Source organism: Pilimelia columellifera subsp. columellifera, from assembly GCF_039532605.1.
GTDB lineage: Bacteria > Actinomycetota > Actinomycetes > Mycobacteriales > Micromonosporaceae > Pilimelia > Pilimelia columellifera.
On sequence record NZ_BAAARY010000001.1, the window covers coordinates 151,045 to 169,310 of the forward strand.

General features: G+C 72.0%; 18 protein-coding genes. 4 read left to right on the forward strand and 14 right to left on the reverse strand.

All coding sequences use genetic code 11. The annotated features are described in order from the left end of the window. Positions 1–23: 23 nt before the first annotated feature. The 7 genes from ABD287_RS00740 to mqnC form a co-directional block, all read right to left on the reverse strand. The gene (locus tag ABD287_RS00740; RefSeq protein WP_344166722.1) at positions 24–698 is read right to left on the reverse strand and encodes a NuoB/complex I 20 kDa subunit family protein; all 675 of its coding nucleotides are present in this window, start codon (positions 696–698) and stop codon (positions 24–26) included. A 10-nt stretch (positions 699–708) separates the two neighbouring features. Further along, positions 709–1,074, reverse strand: coding sequence for an NADH-quinone oxidoreductase subunit A (locus tag ABD287_RS00745; RefSeq protein WP_344166724.1), 366 nt, complete (start codon positions 1,072–1,074; stop codon positions 709–711). Between the two features lie 137 nt (positions 1,075–1,211). Next, positions 1,212–2,492 (reverse strand): geranylgeranyl reductase family protein, encoded by a 1,281-nt coding sequence (locus ABD287_RS00750; RefSeq protein WP_344167711.1) that lies wholly within the window; start codon positions 2,490–2,492, stop codon positions 1,212–1,214. 195 nt (positions 2,493–2,687) lie between these two features. Then, positions 2,688–2,930, reverse strand: coding sequence for a hypothetical protein (locus tag ABD287_RS00755; RefSeq protein WP_344166726.1), 243 nt, complete (start codon positions 2,928–2,930; stop codon positions 2,688–2,690). 86 nt (positions 2,931–3,016) lie between these two features. After that, positions 3,017–3,730 carry a demethylmenaquinone methyltransferase gene (locus ABD287_RS00760; protein ID WP_344166728.1) on the reverse strand — a complete coding sequence of 238 codons (714 nt, stop codon included), beginning with the start codon at positions 3,728–3,730 and terminating at the stop codon, positions 3,017–3,019. Between the two features lie 42 nt (positions 3,731–3,772). Further along, positions 3,773–4,972, reverse strand: coding sequence for a hypothetical protein (locus ABD287_RS00765; RefSeq protein ID WP_344166730.1), 1,200 nt, complete (start codon positions 4,970–4,972; stop codon positions 3,773–3,775). Positions 4,973–5,126: 154 nt separating this feature from the next. Then, entirely contained in the window at positions 5,127–6,329 is a 1,203-nt protein-coding gene (gene mqnC, locus ABD287_RS00770) for a cyclic dehypoxanthinyl futalosine synthase (protein ID WP_344166732.1), read from the reverse strand. Between the two features lie 158 nt (positions 6,330–6,487). On the opposite strand from mqnC, the gene ABD287_RS00775 reads away from it, so the two are divergent. Further along, a complete protein-coding gene (locus ABD287_RS00775) occupies positions 6,488–7,435 on the forward strand; it encodes an aldo/keto reductase (RefSeq protein ID WP_344166734.1) in 948 nt (315 codons plus the stop codon). 5 nt (positions 7,436–7,440) lie between these two features. Here the strand turns inward: ABD287_RS00775 and ABD287_RS00780 are convergent, their stop codons facing one another. Both ABD287_RS00780 and ABD287_RS00785 read right to left on the reverse strand, forming a co-directional pair. Continuing rightward, positions 7,441–7,764 (reverse strand): DUF3817 domain-containing protein, encoded by a 324-nt coding sequence (locus ABD287_RS00780; RefSeq protein ID WP_344166736.1) that lies wholly within the window; start codon positions 7,762–7,764, stop codon positions 7,441–7,443. A 65-nt stretch (positions 7,765–7,829) separates the two neighbouring features. Beyond that, complete coding sequence (locus ABD287_RS00785) at positions 7,830–8,597, reverse strand: peptidylprolyl isomerase (protein ID WP_344166738.1); 768 nt, start codon at positions 8,595–8,597, stop codon at positions 7,830–7,832. A gap of 131 nt (positions 8,598–8,728) precedes the next feature. Between ABD287_RS00785 and ABD287_RS00790 the strand changes: the two genes are divergently transcribed. The 3 genes from ABD287_RS00790 (at position 8,729) to ABD287_RS00800 (ending at position 14,258) form a co-directional block, all read left to right on the forward strand. After that, positions 8,729–11,764, forward strand: coding sequence for a DEAD/DEAH box helicase (locus ABD287_RS00790; RefSeq protein WP_344166740.1), 3,036 nt, complete (start codon positions 8,729–8,731; stop codon positions 11,762–11,764). Further along, positions 11,764–12,597 (forward strand): SWIM zinc finger family protein, encoded by an 834-nt coding sequence (locus tag ABD287_RS00795; RefSeq protein ID WP_344166742.1) that lies wholly within the window; start codon positions 11,764–11,766, stop codon positions 12,595–12,597. Before ABD287_RS00790 ends, ABD287_RS00795 begins: the two co-directional genes overlap by 1 nt. A gap of 104 nt (positions 12,598–12,701) precedes the next feature. Continuing rightward, positions 12,702–14,258 (forward strand): type III PLP-dependent enzyme, encoded by a 1,557-nt coding sequence (locus ABD287_RS00800; RefSeq protein ID WP_344166744.1) that lies wholly within the window; start codon positions 12,702–12,704, stop codon positions 14,256–14,258. An 86-nt stretch (positions 14,259–14,344) separates the two neighbouring features. On the opposite strand, the gene paaE is transcribed toward ABD287_RS00800, so the two are convergent. Genes paaE through paaA form a run of 5 tightly spaced genes read right to left on the reverse strand, consistent with a single transcriptional unit; the run spans position 14,345 to position 18,093 of the window. Next, positions 14,345–15,460, reverse strand: coding sequence for a 1,2-phenylacetyl-CoA epoxidase subunit PaaE (gene paaE / locus ABD287_RS00805; RefSeq protein ID WP_344166746.1), 1,116 nt, complete (start codon positions 15,458–15,460; stop codon positions 14,345–14,347). A gap of 12 nt (positions 15,461–15,472) precedes the next feature. Beyond that, positions 15,473–15,949 carry a 1,2-phenylacetyl-CoA epoxidase subunit PaaD gene (gene paaD / locus ABD287_RS00810; RefSeq protein WP_344166748.1) on the reverse strand — a complete coding sequence of 159 codons (477 nt, stop codon included), beginning with the start codon at positions 15,947–15,949 and terminating at the stop codon, positions 15,473–15,475. A gap of 16 nt (positions 15,950–15,965) precedes the next feature. Then, positions 15,966–16,781 (reverse strand): 1,2-phenylacetyl-CoA epoxidase subunit PaaC, encoded by an 816-nt coding sequence (gene paaC, locus ABD287_RS00815; protein WP_344166750.1) that lies wholly within the window; start codon positions 16,779–16,781, stop codon positions 15,966–15,968. Next, complete coding sequence (paaB, locus tag ABD287_RS00820) at positions 16,778–17,065, reverse strand: 1,2-phenylacetyl-CoA epoxidase subunit PaaB (RefSeq protein ID WP_344166752.1); 288 nt, start codon at positions 17,063–17,065, stop codon at positions 16,778–16,780. Before paaB ends, paaC begins: the two co-directional genes overlap by 4 nt. Next, a complete protein-coding gene (gene paaA / locus ABD287_RS00825; protein ID WP_344167714.1) occupies positions 17,062–18,093 on the reverse strand; it encodes a 1,2-phenylacetyl-CoA epoxidase subunit PaaA in 1,032 nt (343 codons plus the stop codon). Before paaA ends, paaB begins: the two co-directional genes overlap by 4 nt. Positions 18,094–18,266: the final 173 nt, after the last annotated feature.

Consider the following 18,266-nt stretch of genomic DNA (forward strand, 5'->3'; position numbering starts at 1 on the left):
ACCGGCCGGCTCCAGGCCGTTGGCTACCAACGTCCAACCTCCTTCAGGTGACGCTGCTCGTTCATCCACTTCTCGATCCGCAACTGCTCCTCGCGGCCCTCCTGGACGGCCTGCTCCCACTCCCGGGCGCGGGCCTTGTCGCTGCGGTAGGACGAAGGCATCGCGCCGGGGGCCACGATCGGACCCTTGCCGGCGGCCAGGCGGGCGGCGGCCATCTTGCGGCCGTTCTCGCCGAGCGGCTCGTGCATGATCTTCTCGCGGAGCTTGAGGATCGCGTCGATGAGCATCTCGGGCCGCGGCGGGCAGCCGGGCAGGTACATGTCGACGGGAACGACGTGGTCCACGCCCTGCACGATGGCGTAGTTGTTGAACATGCCACCGGAGGACGCGCAGACGCCCATCGAGAGCACCCACTTGGGGGCGGTCATCTGGTCGTAGATCTGCCGCAGCACCGGCGCCATCTTCTGGCTCACCCGACCGGCGACGATCATCAGGTCCGCCTGCCGGGGCGAGGCCCGGAACACCTCCATGCCCCAACGACCGAGGTCGTAGTGGGGGGCGCCGGAGGCCATCATCTCGATCGCGCAGCAGGCGAGTCCGAAGGTGGCGCCCCAGGTGGAGGACTTGCGGGCGTAGTTGATCACCGATTCGACGGTGGTGAGCAGGATGCCGCTGGGCAGCTTCTCCTCGATACCCATGACTTCTCTCTCAGTCCCAGTTCAGTCCGCCGCGACGCCACACGTACGCGTAGGCCACGAACACGGTCGCAATGAAGAGGATCATCTCGACGAAGCCGAAGAGCCCCAGGGCGTCGAACGTCACCGCCCACGGATACAAGAAGATGATCTCGATGTCGAAGATGATGAAGAGCATCGCGGTCAGGTAGAACTTGATCGGGAACCGTCCGCCGCCCACCGGCTGCGGGGACGACTCGATCCCGCACTCGTAGGCGGCGTGCTTGGCCCGGTTGAACCGCTTGGGGCCCACCACGAGCGAGACCCCCACGGAGCCCAGCGCGAACGCGGCCGCGAGCGCGAAGAGCGCGACGATGGGTACATAAGCCGAGAGCGACATTGTCTTCCCCTGCTCGTCCTTCCTAGCCCTTGCCCGGTCGACGGCTGGCGCCGCGGTGGTGCGTGACCCTATTCGACCCTGTGCGGCCCCGCTCCCGCGGGGCGATGTGCAAACCCGCTACCGCGGGGGTGAACTCCTCACACCGCCGGCGCCAGCCTCGTCAGGCCGTTGATGACGCGGTCCATGGCGTCGCCGCCGCGGACGTCGGTGAGGTTGGCGAGCAGCTTGAGCACGAAGCGCATGAGCGTCGGGTGCGGCAGGCCGTGCTGGGTGGCGATCCGCATGACGTCCGGGTTGCCGATGAGCTTCACGAAGATCCCGCCGAGCCGGTAGTAACCGCCGTACCGGGCCTTCAACTCGGTGGCGTAGTGGCCGAGGGCGCGCTCGCGGGCCGGGCCGGGCGGTCTGGTCAACGCCTGAAGCGCGATCTCGGCGGCCAGCGCGCCGGACTCCATCGCGTAGGCGATGCCCTCGCCGTTGAACGGGTTGACCATGCCACCGGAGTCGCCGACGAGCAGCATCCCCCGGGTGTAGTGGGGCACCCGGTTGAAGCCCATCGGCAACGCGGCGCCGAGGACTTTGCCGTCGGCGTTGGCCGGGTCGCTCAGGCCCCACTCCTCGGGGGTGTTAGCGAGCCAGTCGCGCAGCATGTGCCGGTAGTTGGTGTTGCCGAAGGCGGCGCTGCTGTTGAGCACGCCGAGGCCGACGTTGACCCGTCCGTCGCCGAGGCCGAACAGCCAGCCGTAGCCGGGCAGGAGGTTGTCGCCGGCTTCCTTGCTGCGCAGCTCCAACCACGACTCGAGGTAGTCGTCGTGGGTGCGGGCAGCCGAGCGGATGTACTGCCGGACGGCCACGCCGATCGGCCGGTCCTCGCGCTTGGCCAGGCCCAGGGCCAGCGGCAGGCGACCGGAGACGCCGTCGGCGGAGAGGACCAGCGGGGCGTGGAACTGGACCTCCTCGCCGTCGACGACTGCCGTGACGCCGGCCACCCGGTCGTCGGCGTCGAGGACGGGGCCGGCGACGTTGACGCCGGTGCGCAGGTCGGCGCCGGCCGCGACCGCGCGCCTGGCGAGGATGTCGTCGAAGTCGTGCCGGGTGCGGACGAGGCCGTAGCCGGGGAAGCTGGCCAGCTCGGGCCAGTCCAGCTCCAGCCGTAGGCCGCCGCCGATGACCCGCAGGCCGCGGTTGCGCACCCAGCCCGCCCCGGGCGAGGTGTCGACGCCCATGGCGATGAGCTGCTTGACCGCCCGCGGGGTGAGCCCGTCGCCGCAGACCTTCTCGCGCGGGAAATGGGTCTTCTCCAGCAGCAGGACCCGGGCCCCGTGGCCCGCGAGGTGGTAGGCCGCGGCTGACCCGCCCGGACCGGCCCCGACGACGATGACGTCGGCGGTGTCGACGGGGGTGGCGCGCCGCCGCACGGAGAGGTCGCCACCGCTGGTCGGCCCGCTGTCGGCCGCGTGCCGTGGCTGGCGCTTCGGCTCTTCCACGGTCACCGCACCTCCGCTGTCACCCGTCGTCCCTCGTGGGGCCCGCCTGGCGCTCGTGAAACTCTTCACAAGCTCGTCCGGGCAGAGTCTAGAACCGCGCGGTCACCCCAACGGGGTTAGGCGACCCTAACCCCCACCGAGAGGCTGGGCCGGCAGTCCGAGTGCCACCCGGACCTGCGGATCGAGCCGGGCCGTGAACGCGCCGTCAGTGGCTTTGTCGACCGACGCGACCAGTTCGCTGACGAGCTGGTTGGCCAGCTGCGGGTCGACTGTCGCCAGCGCCCGTAGCTGCTCGGCCAGCTCACGGGCGGGATCGTCCGCGCCCAGCTCCGTCCGGTCGACTGCCGCCGGCTCCTGCATGATCGCCAAGATCGCCCCCTCCGCCTGTTTCCACTACCGGAGAGCGTAAGGCCGCATATCACGCAAAATCGTCAAACTACGCAAGCGACCTCAGGTCAGTCGGGCGACCCCACCGATCGGGTCGCCCGGTGCAGCGCGACGACGCCTCCGGTGAGGTTGCGCCAGCCGACCCTCGACCAGCCGGCGCCGGCGATCGTGGCCGCCAGCGCCGGCTGGTCCGCCCACGCCCGGATCGACTCAGCCAGATACACGTACGCGTCCGGATTGCTGGAGACCCGACGGGCCACCGCCGGCAGCGAACGCATGAGATAGGACAGGTACGCCGTCCGGAAGACCGGATTGGTCGGATGGCTGAACTCGCACACCACCAACCGGCCGCCGGGCCTGGTCACCCGCAGCAGCTCCCGCAACGCGGCCGCGGTGTCCACCACGTTGCGCAGCGCGAAGGAGATCGTCACCGCGTCGAAGGCGCCGTCGGCGAACGGCAACGCCAGGGCGTCCCCGGCGGTCAGCGACGCCAGCGGACGACTCCGCCGCCCCGCAGCGAGCATCCCGAGCGAGAGGTCGCTGCCGACCGCGAACGCCCCGGACACGGCCAGCTCCGCCGTCGAGACGCCGGTGCCCGCGCCGACATCGAGCACCTTCTCCCCTGGACGCAGGTCCAACGCCCGACTGGTCGCCCGGCGCCAGCGGCGGTCCTGGCCGAAGGAGAGCACCGTGTTCGTGCGGTCGTAATGCTCGGCGACGTCGTCGAACATCGCGGCGACCTCGTGGGGCTGCTTGTCAAGTTCGGCGCGTCGTCCCGTCATGCCAACACTGTGCCAGCGCCACGGGCGCAGTCCGGCGCGGGGTCAGTTCCGGCGGCGGGCGACCCGGACCGGCGCCGGTGGCCTGCTCCGCCGGCGGGAGCCCGCCACCAGACCGACCCCGGCGACAGCCGTGAGCAGGCCGGCGGCCAGCAACCGGGCGGCCGCGTCGCCGGTGCGGGGCAACCAGCCGACCGCGGTCCCTACGTCGACGCCGGCCGACCCTCCGCCCGGCCCACCCGTCCTGTCGCGGTCCGCGCCGCCAGCCGCGCGCGCCCGCGGGGCGCCGGCGAGGGCGCGGGTCTGCCCGTCGCCGAGGTGGATCACCAGCTCGTCGCGGTTGTCGCTGGGATCGAGATCGGGACGCTCACCGGCCGGGGCCGCCCCCAACGGGTGGGCGGAGACCCTGGCGCCACGCACGACGCGTCCCTCGACGCCGGCGCCGACCACGACGTTCTCGACGAACCGCAGCCGCGCCCGCCCATGCCCGGGCGCCGCGAGCGTCGCCGACGGGTAGCGGCACTCCAGATGCCGGCCACCGGCCGGGTAACGGCAGGCCGGTCGGCGTTTGGCGAACCGGACGCCGTGCGGCAGCGCGATCCGGACAACAAACCCCGAGGCCCGCTGGTTGCCGGCGTTGCCGACGACGAACCGCAACGGCGTCGGCCGCCCGGGACGCGCCGCGCCCACCACCCGGGCGCCGGCGTCGAACGGCAGATCGGGCGCGTACACGTACAGGTCGGGCCCGCGGTCCGCGACGGTCACGTCGGCGGTGACCGCGTTGTTGGGCCGCCACCGGTCGGGACCGTCGTGGCTCACCGCGACCCGGATCGCGCCGGCCGCGCCGTTGGTGGGCCCGACGGCGCGCACCGGGACGGCCAGATCCAGCGCGCTGCCGGCGGGGATGTCGGCGACCCGGCAGCTGATCGCCGTGCCGCGCAGCTGGCAGGCCGCCCGGTCGGGGACGTCAACCCTGGCCCGACGGCGGTCGAGCCGGCTCAGATCGATGGTCACCGTGACGCCGGTAGCCGCCCACCGGCCGCGGTGGAGGACGGTCACGTCCGCGACCTTGTGCCGGGCGCCGCGGGCCAGCGTCAGCCCGGTCACGGTGACGGCGAGGTCGGTGACGGCCGCCGTGGCCGCGCCCCGGACGGCGGCGGCGGCTGGCGTCGGGGAGACCGGGATGGCGGCGAACAGCAGCACGACGACGGCGTGCGCGCGACGCCAGGACCCACCCGATGACATGACACTCCTGGAGGCTCGACCGGACGGTCGCGCGTGCGGAACCTGCCTGGCACGCGCGCCATCAGTGGTAACGAACCAGTACCGGGGCCATGGGGAGTCAGCTCAGTGGAATGTCCAATTAAGAAGCATTTGATCTGGTATTAACATGGACGAATCACTCTGAAGTGGTCCCGGCATCAACGAGCGGCAACTGCCGGCCGGCCCCGCCGCCAGGCAACGCGATCGACGAGAAGTGCGACACCACCCGCACATCCGTCGGATCCTCGGCCGGGGTGCGGTGGACCGCCATCCGCCGGTACCGGGTGTCGCGCTGCGCCGGAATCCGGTCAGCAGTCCGGATCATGCCGATCAGCTCCTGGAGATTGGAGCGGTGCCGCGCGCCGGCCGAGGAGATCACGTTCTCCTCCAACATGATCGAGCCCAGGTCGTCGACGCCCATGTGCAGCGCCAGCTGGCCGGCGTCCTTGCCGGTGGTCAGCCAGGACGCCTGCAGGTGCGCCACATTCTCAAAGAACAGCCGCGCCACCGCGATAAGCCGCAGGTACTCCAGGGTCGTCGCCTGGGTCCGGCCCTTGAGGTGATTGTTCTCCGGCTGGTACGTCCACGGGATGAACGCCCGGAAACCACCGGTGCGGTCCTGCACATCCCGGATCATCCGCAGGTGCTCGATCCGCTCGGCGTTGGTCTCGCCGGTGCCCATCATCATCGTCGCCGTGGACTCCAGGCCGTGCCGGTGCGCGACCTCCATGACCTCCAGCCACCGCTCGCCGGACTCCTTCAGCGGGGCGATCGCCCGTCGGGGCCGCTCCGGCAGCATCTCCGCGCCGGCGCCGGCGATCGAGTCGAGCCCAGCCGCCTGGATCCGGACGACCGCGTCCTCGATGGAGACCGCGGACACCCTGGCCATGTGCATGATCTCGCTGGGGCCGATCGAGTGGATCACCAACTGCGGGTACGCCGCCTTGACCGCCCCGAACAGCGCCTCGTAGTACTCGACGCCGTAGTCCGGGTGGTGCCCGCCCTGGAGCATGACCTGGGTGGCGCCCAGCTCGACCGCCTCGCCGCAGCGACGCAGGATCTCCTCGGTCGGATGCGTCCAGCCCTCCCGGTGCTTCGGGGCCCGGTAGAACGCGCAGAACTTGCAGGCCGTCACACAGACGTTCGTGTAGTTGATGTTCCGGTCGATGAGATACGTGACGATGTTGTCCGGGTAACGCCGCCGGCGCACCGCGTCGGCGGCCTCGCCCAGCGCGTGGAACGGCGCCTCGGTATACAGCAGCAGCGCCTCGTCCGCGCTGATCCGGCCGCCGTCAGCGGCCCGCCGCAGGATGTCGTCGATCTCCTGGTTCACCGTCACCCCCCGAGACTACGTCGCCTGGACGCAGCCCAGGACGGAGGTCAGCCCAGGGCGTTTCCCGATGGCGTTACCTCGCCAGGTCGTCGGCGCTGAGCCCCCAGGCGACATATGCTCGCGGACAGCGTCCACCTGACCGCCCACGCGACGACGGGAGAACCATGCGGTACCGACGGCTCGGTGGGTCAGGACTGGTGGTGTCGGCCGTGGGCATCGGCTGCAACTCGTTCGGCGCGGGGCTCGATCTCACCAGCGTCAACGCCGTCGTCGACACGGCGATCGCCGAAGGCATCAACTTCTTCGACACCGCGGACCTCTACGGGGACCCGCACGGCCGTTCCGAGGAGCTGCTCGGCAGCGCGTTACGCGGCCGGCGCGACGACGTCGTCATCGCCACGAAGTTCGGCATGAGCGTCGGCCAGCTCAACGGCGTCGACTTCGGGGCCCGTGGCGCCCGGCGCTACATCGTCCGGGCGGTGGAGGGATCGCTGCGCCGGCTCGGCGTCGACCACATCGACCTCTACCAGTTCCACGATCCGGACCCGCAGACCCCCATCGACGAGACGTTGTCGGCGCTGGACGGGCTGGTCCGCTCCGGAAAGGTCCGGTACCTCGGCCACTCGAACTTCAGCGGCTGGCAGGCGGGCGACGCCGACTGGACCGCCCGCACCCGCGGTTGGACCGGCTTCGTCAGCGCCCAGGACCACTACAACCTGCTCCGCCGGGACGTCGAGGCCGAACTCATCCCCGCCTGCCAGCGGTACGGGCTCGGGCTGCTGCCCTACTTCCCGCTCGCGTCCGGCCTGCTCACCGGCAAGTACCGGCGACACGAGCCAGCCCCGGCCGGCGCCCGGATGGCCCGACCCCGCTACACCGCCCGGCTGGCCGCCGCGCCCTGGGACACCATCGAGGCGCTGGAGAAGTTCGCCACCGAACGTGGCCGCACCATGCTCGACGTCGCCATCGGTTGGCTCGGCGCCCAGCCCGTCGTCAGTTCGGTGATCGCCGGCGCGACCACGCCGGAACAGGTCAGGGCGAACGTCGCCGCCGGCGCCTGGACCCCCGACGCCGCCGATCTGGCCGCCCTCGACGAGATCACCCTGGGCTGAACGTCCTAGCCGGCGGTGGCGGCGGCGGTGGGCCGCTCCGGGTCCCGCCGGGCCAGCCACCGGTCGAAAACCACGGTGGCCAGCGGCGGGACCGAGGCGCCCAACGCGAACAACGTCCGCCACCAACCCCACCGTTCGGCGCGCGCGACCCACAGCGCCGCCGCCAGATAGACCACGAACAGGCCGCCGTGCAGCCGGCCGAACAGCCAGACACCGGCCTGGGTCGTCTCGGTCACATACTTGAGGTACATGCCGACGAGCAGGCCGAGCCAGGTGAACGCCTCGGCGACGGCGGCGATCCGGAACAGCTGACGTGGGGAGAAGTTCATGTGCCGCACCATATGCCGACCCGCCGACGCGGGCCAGATCGGGCCGCGCCGGCGCGTCCCCGACGTCAGCAGCAGATGAGCCGGGCCCTACGGATGTCGGCGGTGGCTTTCGGGGCGCCGTCGACCGGGGCCGGGTTGTCCGCCGTCGGGACGATGCCGGCGGCGGCGACCTTGTCGAGCGCGGCGAGCCCGTCCGCCCGGACCGTGCCGAAGATCGTGTAGTCCGGGCGCAGCGCGGAGTCTTTGTAGACCATGAAGAACTGGCTGCCGTTGGTGGCCGGGCCGGCGTTGGCCATGGCCAGGACGCCGCGGGCGTACACCTTGCGTGCGCCGGTCGGGTCGGTCGGGGCGTCGGGCAGGCCGACCGGAAGCTCGTCGCGGAACTTGTATCCGGGGCCACCCTCGCCCGTCCCGGACGGGTCGCCGCACTGGAGCACGCTCAGGATCGGGTAGGCGGTGAGCCGGTGGCACCTGGTCCGGTCGTAGAACCCCTGCCGGACCAGGTGCAGGAAGCTCTGCACGGTGCAGGGCGCCTTGGCCCGGTCCAGGGTGAGGGTGATCGGGCCGTCGGCGGTCGCCAGCCGGACCTTGGCCGTGCCGGTCGCCGGCACGACGGCCGGGTCCCGGGGCAGCCGGACGGGTCGGGCCGGCGGGTCGGCCGGCGTCGGCTGGTAGCCGCAGAAACCCTGGGTCGGCGGCGGGACCGGCGGATCGGCCGGCCCGGCGACGGTCGGGACGGGGCCGGCGACGGCGGGAGCCGCCCCGGCCACGGCGGCCAGCCCGGCGGCGCAGAACGCCACCGCCAGCCGGACAGGCAGACGACGCATCGACATGGGTCCTCCTCGGGAGACGACAGCGTGCGCCTGTCGGTCTACTGGAGACGGCGTGCGCCGTCAACTGTTCGGCGCCGTCGGTCGGGGCGTGGCTACACTTCACCGCGCTGTCGGCGACGAGGGAGGTTGGGGTGCTGACCCTGCACGGGGCGTGGCTCGACCGGTCGCTGGCGGTCTGGGCCGAAGACCCCGACGCGGCGTCCATGCCGGTGACCCGACGAGCCGCGAAGGCTGCCCCGTCGCACCCGTTCGCGGCGACAGCGCAGCAGTTGGCCAACCTCGTGGACGGCGAGCCGGCCGAGATCGTGCTGGAGCTGCCGTCGTACCGGTCGGGGCCGGTTCCGTCGCCGGAGGTGGAGCTGGCCCGGCCCGGTCGGGCGGCCCGTCCGGGCCGGTGGCGCGTGCCGGTCGTGCTGCTGCCGCCGGATCAGGCGTTGTCGCTGCTGACCGCCGTCGACGCCCATGCCACCGATGACGACCTACGCCCGGCCACCAGTCTGCGGTTCCTGGGTCTGCTCTCCTCGCACGCGGTCGGCCTGGTCCGGCGGGGAAGGCTGCTGCCGCAGCTGGTCGCGGAGGCCGACGGACATTCCGGCCGGTGGCGCCCGGTGCTGACCGGCGCCGATCTCAACGCCTACCGGGAGCTGACCCTGGCGATGCCGCGAGTCTGCGTGGCGGAGCCGGTGGCGGCCGGCGACGGCAGCGACGCGACGGCAGCCCGGGTGGTCGGCGCCGCGCTGGACGCCCTCGTGGACGCCGCCGCCCGGGTGGCGATGCCCGACCGGCTGCTGCGCTGGGCGCGGCCGGGGGCGAAGGCGGCGCTGGCGGACCGCTGGCTGTGGTCGCTGACCGCCGCCGACGCCCAGGTGGGGCCAACCGACCCGACGGCCGCCACGGCGCTCGCCGCGGATCTGGCCCGTTGGCTGGCCGCCGCGAACGAGACCGACGCCACGTTCCGGTTGACGTTCCGACTCGTCGAACCTGTGGACGAGCCTGTGGATAACTCTGTGGATAACCCTGTGGACGAGTGGCGGGTGGAGTTCTCGCTCCAGTCGCGGGCCGACCCCAGCCTGGCCCTGTCGGCCGCCGATCTGTGGGCCGGCGCTCGCCATCCGGGCCTGCCAGAACGCCCCGACGAAGCCCTGCTGGCCGGACTCGGCCGGGCGGTGCGCCTCTTCCCTGCCCTCGACTCCGCCCTGCGCGAGTCCGCGCCCGAGGCCCTGGTCACCGACGCCGCCGGGGCATTCGCGTTCCTGCGTGACAGCGCCCCGCTGCTGGCCGCGGCCGGTTTCGGGGTGCAGCTGCCGGCCTGGGCCGGTCGGCGCGGCCTGGGGCTGCGACTGTCCACCCGGACTGCCGCCTCGCCGGCGTCCCCGGGCGCGGTGGTCGCCGGGGGTGTGGGCGTCGAGCAGCTGGTCGACTTCCGGCTCGAGCTGGCGCTCGGGGACGAGACCGTCACCGAGGCGGAGCTGGCCGAGCTGGCCCGGCTCAAGGCGCCGCTCATCAAGGTCCGCGGGCGCTGGGTTGAGCTGGACGAGGGTCAGCTCAGGTCGGCGCTGGCACTCCTGCGGCGACGCCGCTCCGGGCGGATGACGGCGGCCGAGGCGCTTCGCGAGGTCGCCGCCGGGGGCGAGGCGGACCTACCGCTGGTCGCCGTCGACGCCGACGGGCTGCTCGGCGAGCTGCTGGCCGGGGACGCCCGGCTGACCCCGACACCGACGCCGCCAGGATTCGTCGGTCAGCTGCGCCCGTACCAGGAGCGCGGACTGTCCTGGCTGTCGTTCCTGTCCTCGATCGGCATCGGCGGGATTCTCGCCGACGACATGGGTCTCGGGAAGTCCCCGTCGACGCTCTCCCTGCTGGCCCGCGAGCGCTCCGGCGGCGCCCAGGTCGGCGCGACCCTGCTCATCTGCCCGATGTCGCTGGTGAGCAACTGGCAGAAGGAGACCGCCCGGTTCACCCCGGGCCTGCGCGTCTACGTCCACCACGGGACCGGCCGCCACCGCGACGCCGAGCTGACCGCCGCCATCGCCGACCACGACCTCGTCATCACCACGTACGGGACGGCGTTGCGGGACGTCGCGAGCCTGGCGGCGCACACCTGGGAGCGGGTGGTCTGCGACGAGGCCCAGGCGATCAAGAACAGCAACTCCCGGCAGGCGCGGGCGGTGCGGGCCATCGGGGCCCGCAGCCGGCTGGCGCTCACCGGCACCCCGGTGGAGAACCACCTGGCGGAGCTGTGGTCGCTGATGGAGTTCTGCAACCCGGGCCTGCTCGGGCCGGTGGCGGCGTTCCGCCAGCGCTACCAGGAGCCGATCGAGGCACGCGGGGACGCCGACGCGGCCGCCGCGCTGCGCCGGGCCACCGGCCCGCTCATCCTGCGCCGACTCAAGACTGACAAGAGCATCATCGACGACCTGCCGGAGAAGCAGGAGATGAAGGTGTGGTGCCCGCTCACCACCGAGCAGGCCAGCCTCTACAAGGCGGTCACCGAGCAGATGCTGGCGGTCATCGAGGGCAGCGAGGGGATCGAGCGGCGGGGCAACGTCATCGCCGCGATGACCCGGCTCAAACAGGTGTGCAACCACCCCGCGCACGTGCTCAAGGACGGCTCGCGGCTGGCCGGCCGCTCCGGCAAACTGGCCCGCCTGGAGGAGCTGGCCGCCGAGATCGTCGCCGACGGGGACAAGGCGCTGGTCTTCACCCAGTACGCCGAGTGGGGCACGATGCTGCGTCCGCACCTGGAGGCCCGGCTGGACCGGCCGGTGCTCTGGCTGCACGGCGGCCTGTCGAAGAAGCAACGGGATGCCCTGGTCGACCGTTTCCAGCACGACGACCAGCCGATGATCTTCCTGTTGTCGTTGAAGGCGGCCGGCACCGGCCTCAACCTCACCGCCGCCAATCACGTCGTCCACTTCGACCGCTGGTGGAACCCGGCCGTCGAGGACCAGGCCACTGACCGGGCGTTCCGGATCGGCCAGCGCCGCGACGTCCAGGTGCGCAAGTTCCTGTGCGCGGGCACCCTGGAGGAACGGATCGACGCCATGATCGAACGCAAGAAGGCGTTGGCGGAGTCGGTGGTCGGCGCCGGCGAGGCGTGGGTCAGCGAGCTGTCCACCGGGCAGCTGCGCGAGCTGTTCGCCCTGGACGAGTCGGCGGTGGCCTGATGCCGGTGGGGCCCGACGGCTGGTTCGAGGCCAGCAAACCGATCGCGGTCGACGGGATCAAAGCCCGCAGCCAGCGCGGCCGGATCGGCGCGCGGTGGTGGTCCCGCCGCTTCACCGACCTGCTGGAGTCGATCTGCGACGGGGGACGGTTGACGCGCGGCCGGGCGTACGCCCGCAAGGGGCAGGTGCTCTACCTGTCGGTGGCGCCGGGGGTGGTCACCGCGCTCGTGCAGGGCTCGCGGCCCGACCCGTACCAGGCCACCGTCCGGATTCCGGTCTTCGACTCCGACGCCTGGGCGGCGGTGTACGCGGCGCTGCGCTCGCAGGCCCGGTTCCGGGCGCTGCTCCTGGCTGGCGAGATGCCGCCCGAGATCGTCGACGTGTTCGCCGCCGCCGGGCACCCGCTGTTTCCGGACCGGCTCGACCTGGACTGCGCCTGCCCGGACTGGGGCTCGCCCTGCAAACACCTGTCGGCGGCGCTCTACCTGCTGGCCGAGGCGTTCGACGACGACCCGTTCCTGGTGCTGGCCTGGCGGGGGCGTGACCGGCAGGAGCTGCTGGACGCGCTGCGCTCGCCAACGGTCCTGCCGACCGGCGACGCGCGGGCAGAGTCGGATGACGCCGACGACGGGGCGCCCCTGACGCCGGCGGACTGGTACTCGTGCGGGATGTCGTTGGCCGAGCTGCGTGAGCGGGTGGCCGTCCCGGCAACGGGGACGCCGGAGCTGCTGCTGCGCTCGCTCGCGCCGCCGCCGGTCACGGTCCGTCATATTCCCCTGGTGGACGTCCTGCGGGCGCCATACCGCCGGCTCGCCGACAACGCGGAGTCGTAGCGTCGCGACCCTGGTCCGCGCTGCAACCGTGGTCCGCTAGGGTCTGCCGGCCGTGCCGGCGAGGCGCACGCTTGATCCCGATCGTTGAGTGTCTGATGTGGAATATGCCAATTGTCGCTGGTCGCTGGCTGCTGCGGTACCTGCCGGCGGAGCTGCTCGGCACGGCGACCGCGCTGGCCAGCGGCCTCCTCGCCCATGCGGCGACCGGTTCGCTCGCGGTCGCGGCGCTGGCCGGGGCGCTGGGCGAGAACATCGGATTCTACGGCTACTTCGCCGCAGTCGAGGCACGTCGGCATCTCGCAACCGCCGCCCCCGGGCCTCGATGGCGCCTCCGGCTGAGGGTGGCGGCCCGGACGGCGCGGGATCTGGTCGTTGAGTTCGGCCCGGCGGAGGCCGCCGACTCGCTGCTGGTCCGACCGTCGCTGATGTACCTGGGCCCGCTGCTGGTCCCGCAGCTCGCCGCCGGGCTGGTGGTCGGCAAGGTCGGCGCCGACATCGTCTTCTACCTCCTGGCCGCAGCCTGCCTGGCGCTACGCCGCCGCTGGCTCGACCCGTCCCCTGCCGTTGAACGGAGCCCGTTCGTGCCCCCCACCCCCTATCTGACCCTTGACCTCGACGCTGTCGACGCCGCCTACCGGCGGCTGTCGGCCGCGCTGCCGGACACCGCTATCTACTACGCGATGAAGTGCAACCCGCACCCGGCGCTGCTGCGCCGGATCGCCGGCCTCGGCGGCGCGTTCGAAGTAGCGTCAGCCGCGGAGTTGGATCAGCTCGTCGCGATCGGCATCGACCCGCCGGACGTGCTGTTCAGCAACCCGGTCAAGCCGCCCGCCCACATCGCCCACGCCTGGGCCCGTGGGCTGGACCGGTTCGCCTTCGACAGCGTCGCCGAGCTGGACAAGCTCGCCACCCACGCCCCCGGCGCCCGGGTGTACGTGAGGCTGGCCGTCCCCAGGTCGGCGAGCGCCGTCGCCAGCGAAGGCAAGTTCGGCGTCGACGTGGCCACCGCCGCCGACCTGCTGCGGGACGCGCGCCGTCGCGGCCTGAGCCCGCACGGGGTGGCTTTCCACGTCGGTTCGCAGATGCTCGACCCCGAACCCTGGGCGCAGGCGATCAAGGAGTGCGGGGAGCTGATGCGCGAGCTGGACCGCGACGGCATCCGGCTGACGATGCTCAACCTGGGCGGCGGTTTCCCCGTCGGGTACCAGGACCCGGCGCCGGACATCGCCTGGTTCGGCGACCGGATCTCAGCGGCGATCGCGACGCTGCTGCCGTACCCGGTGCGGCTGGTCGCCGAGCCCGGCCGGCACCTGGCCGCCGAGGCCGGCACGCTGACCACCACCGTGATCGGGGTGGCCCGGCGAGGCGCCGCGACCTGGTTGCACCTGGACGTGGGGGCCTTCAACGGCCTTATGGAGGCCCTCGAAACCGGCAACCAGCTGCGGTACCCGGTGACCGACAGCCGCGCCAGCGCCGCCCGGCTGTTCTACCACCTGACCGGTCCGACCTGCGACAGCCAGGACACCATCCTGTACGACGTGGAGCTGTCCGCTGATCTCACAGTGGGCGACACCGTGTTCATCGGCTCGACGGGCGCGTACACGACGGCCTATGCGAGCGCGTTCAACGGCTTCGACGTGCCGTCGGTACACATCAGCTGAAAGTGGATCGAATCGGGCAGACCGCCGGGCCATGCTGGCGGACAACGACGTCGAGGGCGGCGCGCAACAGGCCGTCGCCCCATCGATCAGGCGTCGAAGTCGACCGTCAGCTCATCGGTCACCGGCGTCGACTGGCAGGTCAGCACGTACCCGGCGGCCAGTTCGTCCGGCTCCAGCGCGTAGTTCTGCGCCATCTCCACCCGGCCCGAGACCACCTTGGCCTTGCAGGTGGAGCACACCCCGCCCTTGCACGCGTACGGCAGCTCCGCGCGCACCTTCAGCGCCGCGTCGAGGACCCGCTCGCGGTGGCTCATGGTGAACGACGACGACCGGCCGTCGAGCACGATGGTGACCTCTGCGCCCGGACCGGCATCGGCCTCCGGCGGCCGAGCGGGCGCCGGCTGGGCGGAGGCCACATAGAACAGCTCGCTGTGGACGGACGCCTTCGGCACGCCACGTTCGTCGAGTAGCTTGTGGGCGCCCTCGACCATGTCGTACGGGCCGCACAGGAACCACTCGTCCACCGACTCGACCGGCAGGATCGCGTCGAGGATGCGGGTCAACCGCTCGGCGTCGAGGCGACCCGAGAGCAGCTCGGCGTCCTGCGGCTCGCGGGACAGCACGTGCACGATCTGGAGCCTGGTCGGGTAGCGGTCCTTGAGGTCGGCCAGTTCCTCCACGAACATGACGCTACGGGCGTACCTGTTGCCGTACAGCAGGGTGACGGTGCTGCGGGGCTCGACGGCGAGCGCCGTCGCGGCCAGCGACAACACCGGGGTGATCCCGGAGCCGGCTACCACCGCCGCGTACGAGCGGGCCCGGCCGGGGTGGAAGTCGGTGGTGAAGTGCCCCAGCGGGGGCATGACCTCGATCGCCTGGCCGACGAGCAGATTCGCCGCCGCCCACGCCGAGAACGAGCCGCCGGCGATGGCTTTCACGCCGATCCGGATGACGCCGCGTTCGGCGAGGTCGGCCGGGGTGGAGCAGATCGAGTAGGAGCGGCGCACGTCCTCGCCGGAGGCGTCGATCCGCCGGACGGTGAGGTGCTGGCCGGCGGAGAAGGCGTAGTCGTCGCGCAGCTCGTCCGGGACGGCGAAGGTGATGGCGAGCGCCTCGTCGGTGAGCCGGTCGATGGCCGCCACCGGCAGCGGGTGGAACACCGGCCGACGCTTCACCGGCTTGGAGATCGTGACGCCCGACAACAGGTGCTCCTTCTACAGGCTTTTCAGGTGGTCGAACGGTTCGGCGCAGGCGCGGCAACGCCACAGCGCCTTGCACGCGGTGGAGCCGAACCGGCTGATCTGTTCGGTGTCGCCCGAGCCGCACCGCGGGCAGGCGACCGACAGTCGCAGCGGCACCGGCCCGCCGTCGACGCTGACCGGCGCGGGCGGGGCCACCCCGGCGGCGGCGAGCTTGGCCCGGCCGGCGTCGGTGATGTCGTCGGTGCTCCAGGGCGGGTCGAGGACGGTGACGACCTGCGCGTCCCGGTGTCCGGCGGCGGCGAGCGCGGTGAGCACGTCGTCGCGGATGGCGTCCATGGCCGGGCAGCCGCTGTAGGTGGGGGTGATGGTGACGGTGACGTGACCGCCCTCAGCCCGCACGTCGCGAAGGATGCCCAGGTCGGCGATGGTGACGACCTGCAATTCCGGGTCGACCACGGTCGCCGCGGCCTCCCAGGCTGTGCCAGCCATCGCCATCACCGCTTGATCACCAGCTCGCGCCGGGGTGCGCCCGGTACAGCGACTGCATCTCGGCGAGCAGGAAGCTCAGGTGTTCGGTGTGCATGCCGCGCCGCCCGCCGCCGGGCGTCCAGGCGGTGTCCGGGACGGTGAGAGTGGCCTCGGCGAGCACCGGCTCGACGACCGCGGTCCAGCTTTCGCGCAGGCTGGGGGGGTCGACGGCGACTCCGGCCTCGGTCAGGTCGGCGAGCTGCGGGTCGGGGGCGAACAGCTCGGTGGTGTACGGCCACAGCGCGTCGAGCGCGGCCTGCGTCCGGGCGTGCGACTCGTCGGTGCCGTCGCCCAGGCGCACCGTCCACACCGTGGCGTGGTCGAGGTGGTAGGCCGACTCCTTGCGAGCTTTGCCGGCGATGCCGGCGATCCGGGCGTCGGCGCTGCCAGCGAGGGTGTCGTACCGCAGCTTCTGGTACGCCGACAGCAGCAGCAGCCGGACGATCGTGTGCGCGAAGTCCCCGTTGGGCAGCTCGGCGAGCTGGACGTTGCGGTACTGGCGGTCGTCGCGCAGGTACGCCAGGACATCCTCGTCGAGGGGGCCGTCGTGGACGAACGGCAACGGGCCGTCAGCGCGGGCCGGCATCGCCGTGGCGGACGCCTCGGCGGCGTAGGAGAGCAGCAACCGGGCGGCGCCGACCTGGTCCAAGGCGATGTTGGCCAGGGCGATGTCCTCCTCCATGCCGGGGGCGGAGGCGTACCACTCGCCGAGCCGCTGGCCGGTGACGAGGGCGTCGTCGCCGAGGGCGAGCAGGTAGTCGAACAGGCCGGTGGCCTGGGTCGTGGCCGTCACAGGTGGGCCACCCCGTCCGGGACGTCGTAGAAGGTGGGGTGCCGGTAGACCTTGTCGGCGGCCGGCTCGAAGAAGGCGTCCTTCTCGTCCGGGCTGGAGGCGGTGATCTGCGCGGCGGGCGTCACCCAGATCGAGACGCCCTCCTGCCGGCGGGTGTACAGGTCCCGGGCGTGCCGCAGGGCGATGGTGGCGTCGGGGGCGTGCAGGCTGCCGACGTGGGTGTGGGACAGGCCCCGGCGGGGACGGACGAAGACCTCCCAGAGCGGCTCGGGCTGGGTGCTCATACGGAGACGGTCTCCTTCGCGCTGGTCTTCTTCGCGGCGTACGCCGCGGCGGCCTCGCGGACCCAGGCGCCGTTGTCATGGGCGGCCTTGCGGTGGGCCATCCGCTGCCGGTTGCACGGGCCGTTGCCTCGGACGACGTCCATGAGCTCGTCGAAGTCCGGCTCGGTGTAATCGTGGTGACCGCGCTCGTCGTTCCAGCGCAGGCCGTCGTCGGGGAGAGTCAGGTTGAGGGCTTTGACCTGGTCGACGCACATGTCGACAAAGCGCTGCCGCAGCTCGTCGTTGGAGAAGCGTTTGATCTTCCAGGCCATCGACTGGGCTGAGTGGGTCGAGTCGGCGTCCGGCGGGCCGAACATCGCCAGCGATGGGTACCACCAGCGGTTCAGGGCGTCCTGGGCCATGGCCCGCTGCGCGGGCGTGCCATTGCCGAGCACGTGCATGATCTCGTAGCCCTGCCGCTGGTGGAAGGACTCCTCCTTGCAGACCCGGATCATCGCGCGGGCGTACGGGCCATAGGAGCAGCGGCACAGCGGGACCTGGTTGACGATCGCCGCGCCGTCCACCAGCCAGCCGATGGCGCCGACGTCAGCCCAGCTCAGCGTCGGGTAGTTGAAGATCGAGCTGTACTTCTGCCGGCCGGAGATGAGCAGGTCGACCAGCTCTTCGCGGGTGATGCCCAGCGTCTCGGCGGCGGCGTAGAGATACAGGCCGTGGCCGGCCTCGTCCTGGACCTTGGCCAGCAGGATCGCCTTGCGCTTGAGCGAGGGCGCCCGGGTGATCCAGTTGCCCTCGGGCTGCATCCCGATGATCTCGGAGTGGGCGTGCTGGGCGATCTGCCGGATCAACGTCCTGCGGTACGCCTCGGGCATCCAGTCACGGGGCTCGATCTTCTGGTCGGCGGCGATGACGGCGTCGAAGTACGCCTGAAGCGCCGCCTCGTCGTCGCTGAGCGGCGGGGCGGCGTCGCCGACCCGGCGCGCGGCGGCCTCGGCCAGCGCGGACTCAGCCGCGGCGACCTCGCCGAGCAGGCCCTCGCGGGCGGCGGCGTGCGCGTAGTCGGGATCGTCCGTGCCGCGGTTGGCCGCAGCGGCCGGCCGCTGGTCAGGATCGAAATCGTTGCCGTACACCCGCCAAGTGTTACAGGCGGGTGTCCATCTCGCCAAGAGGTGTCACAAGGCGCATCGTCGCCGGCCCCCGATCG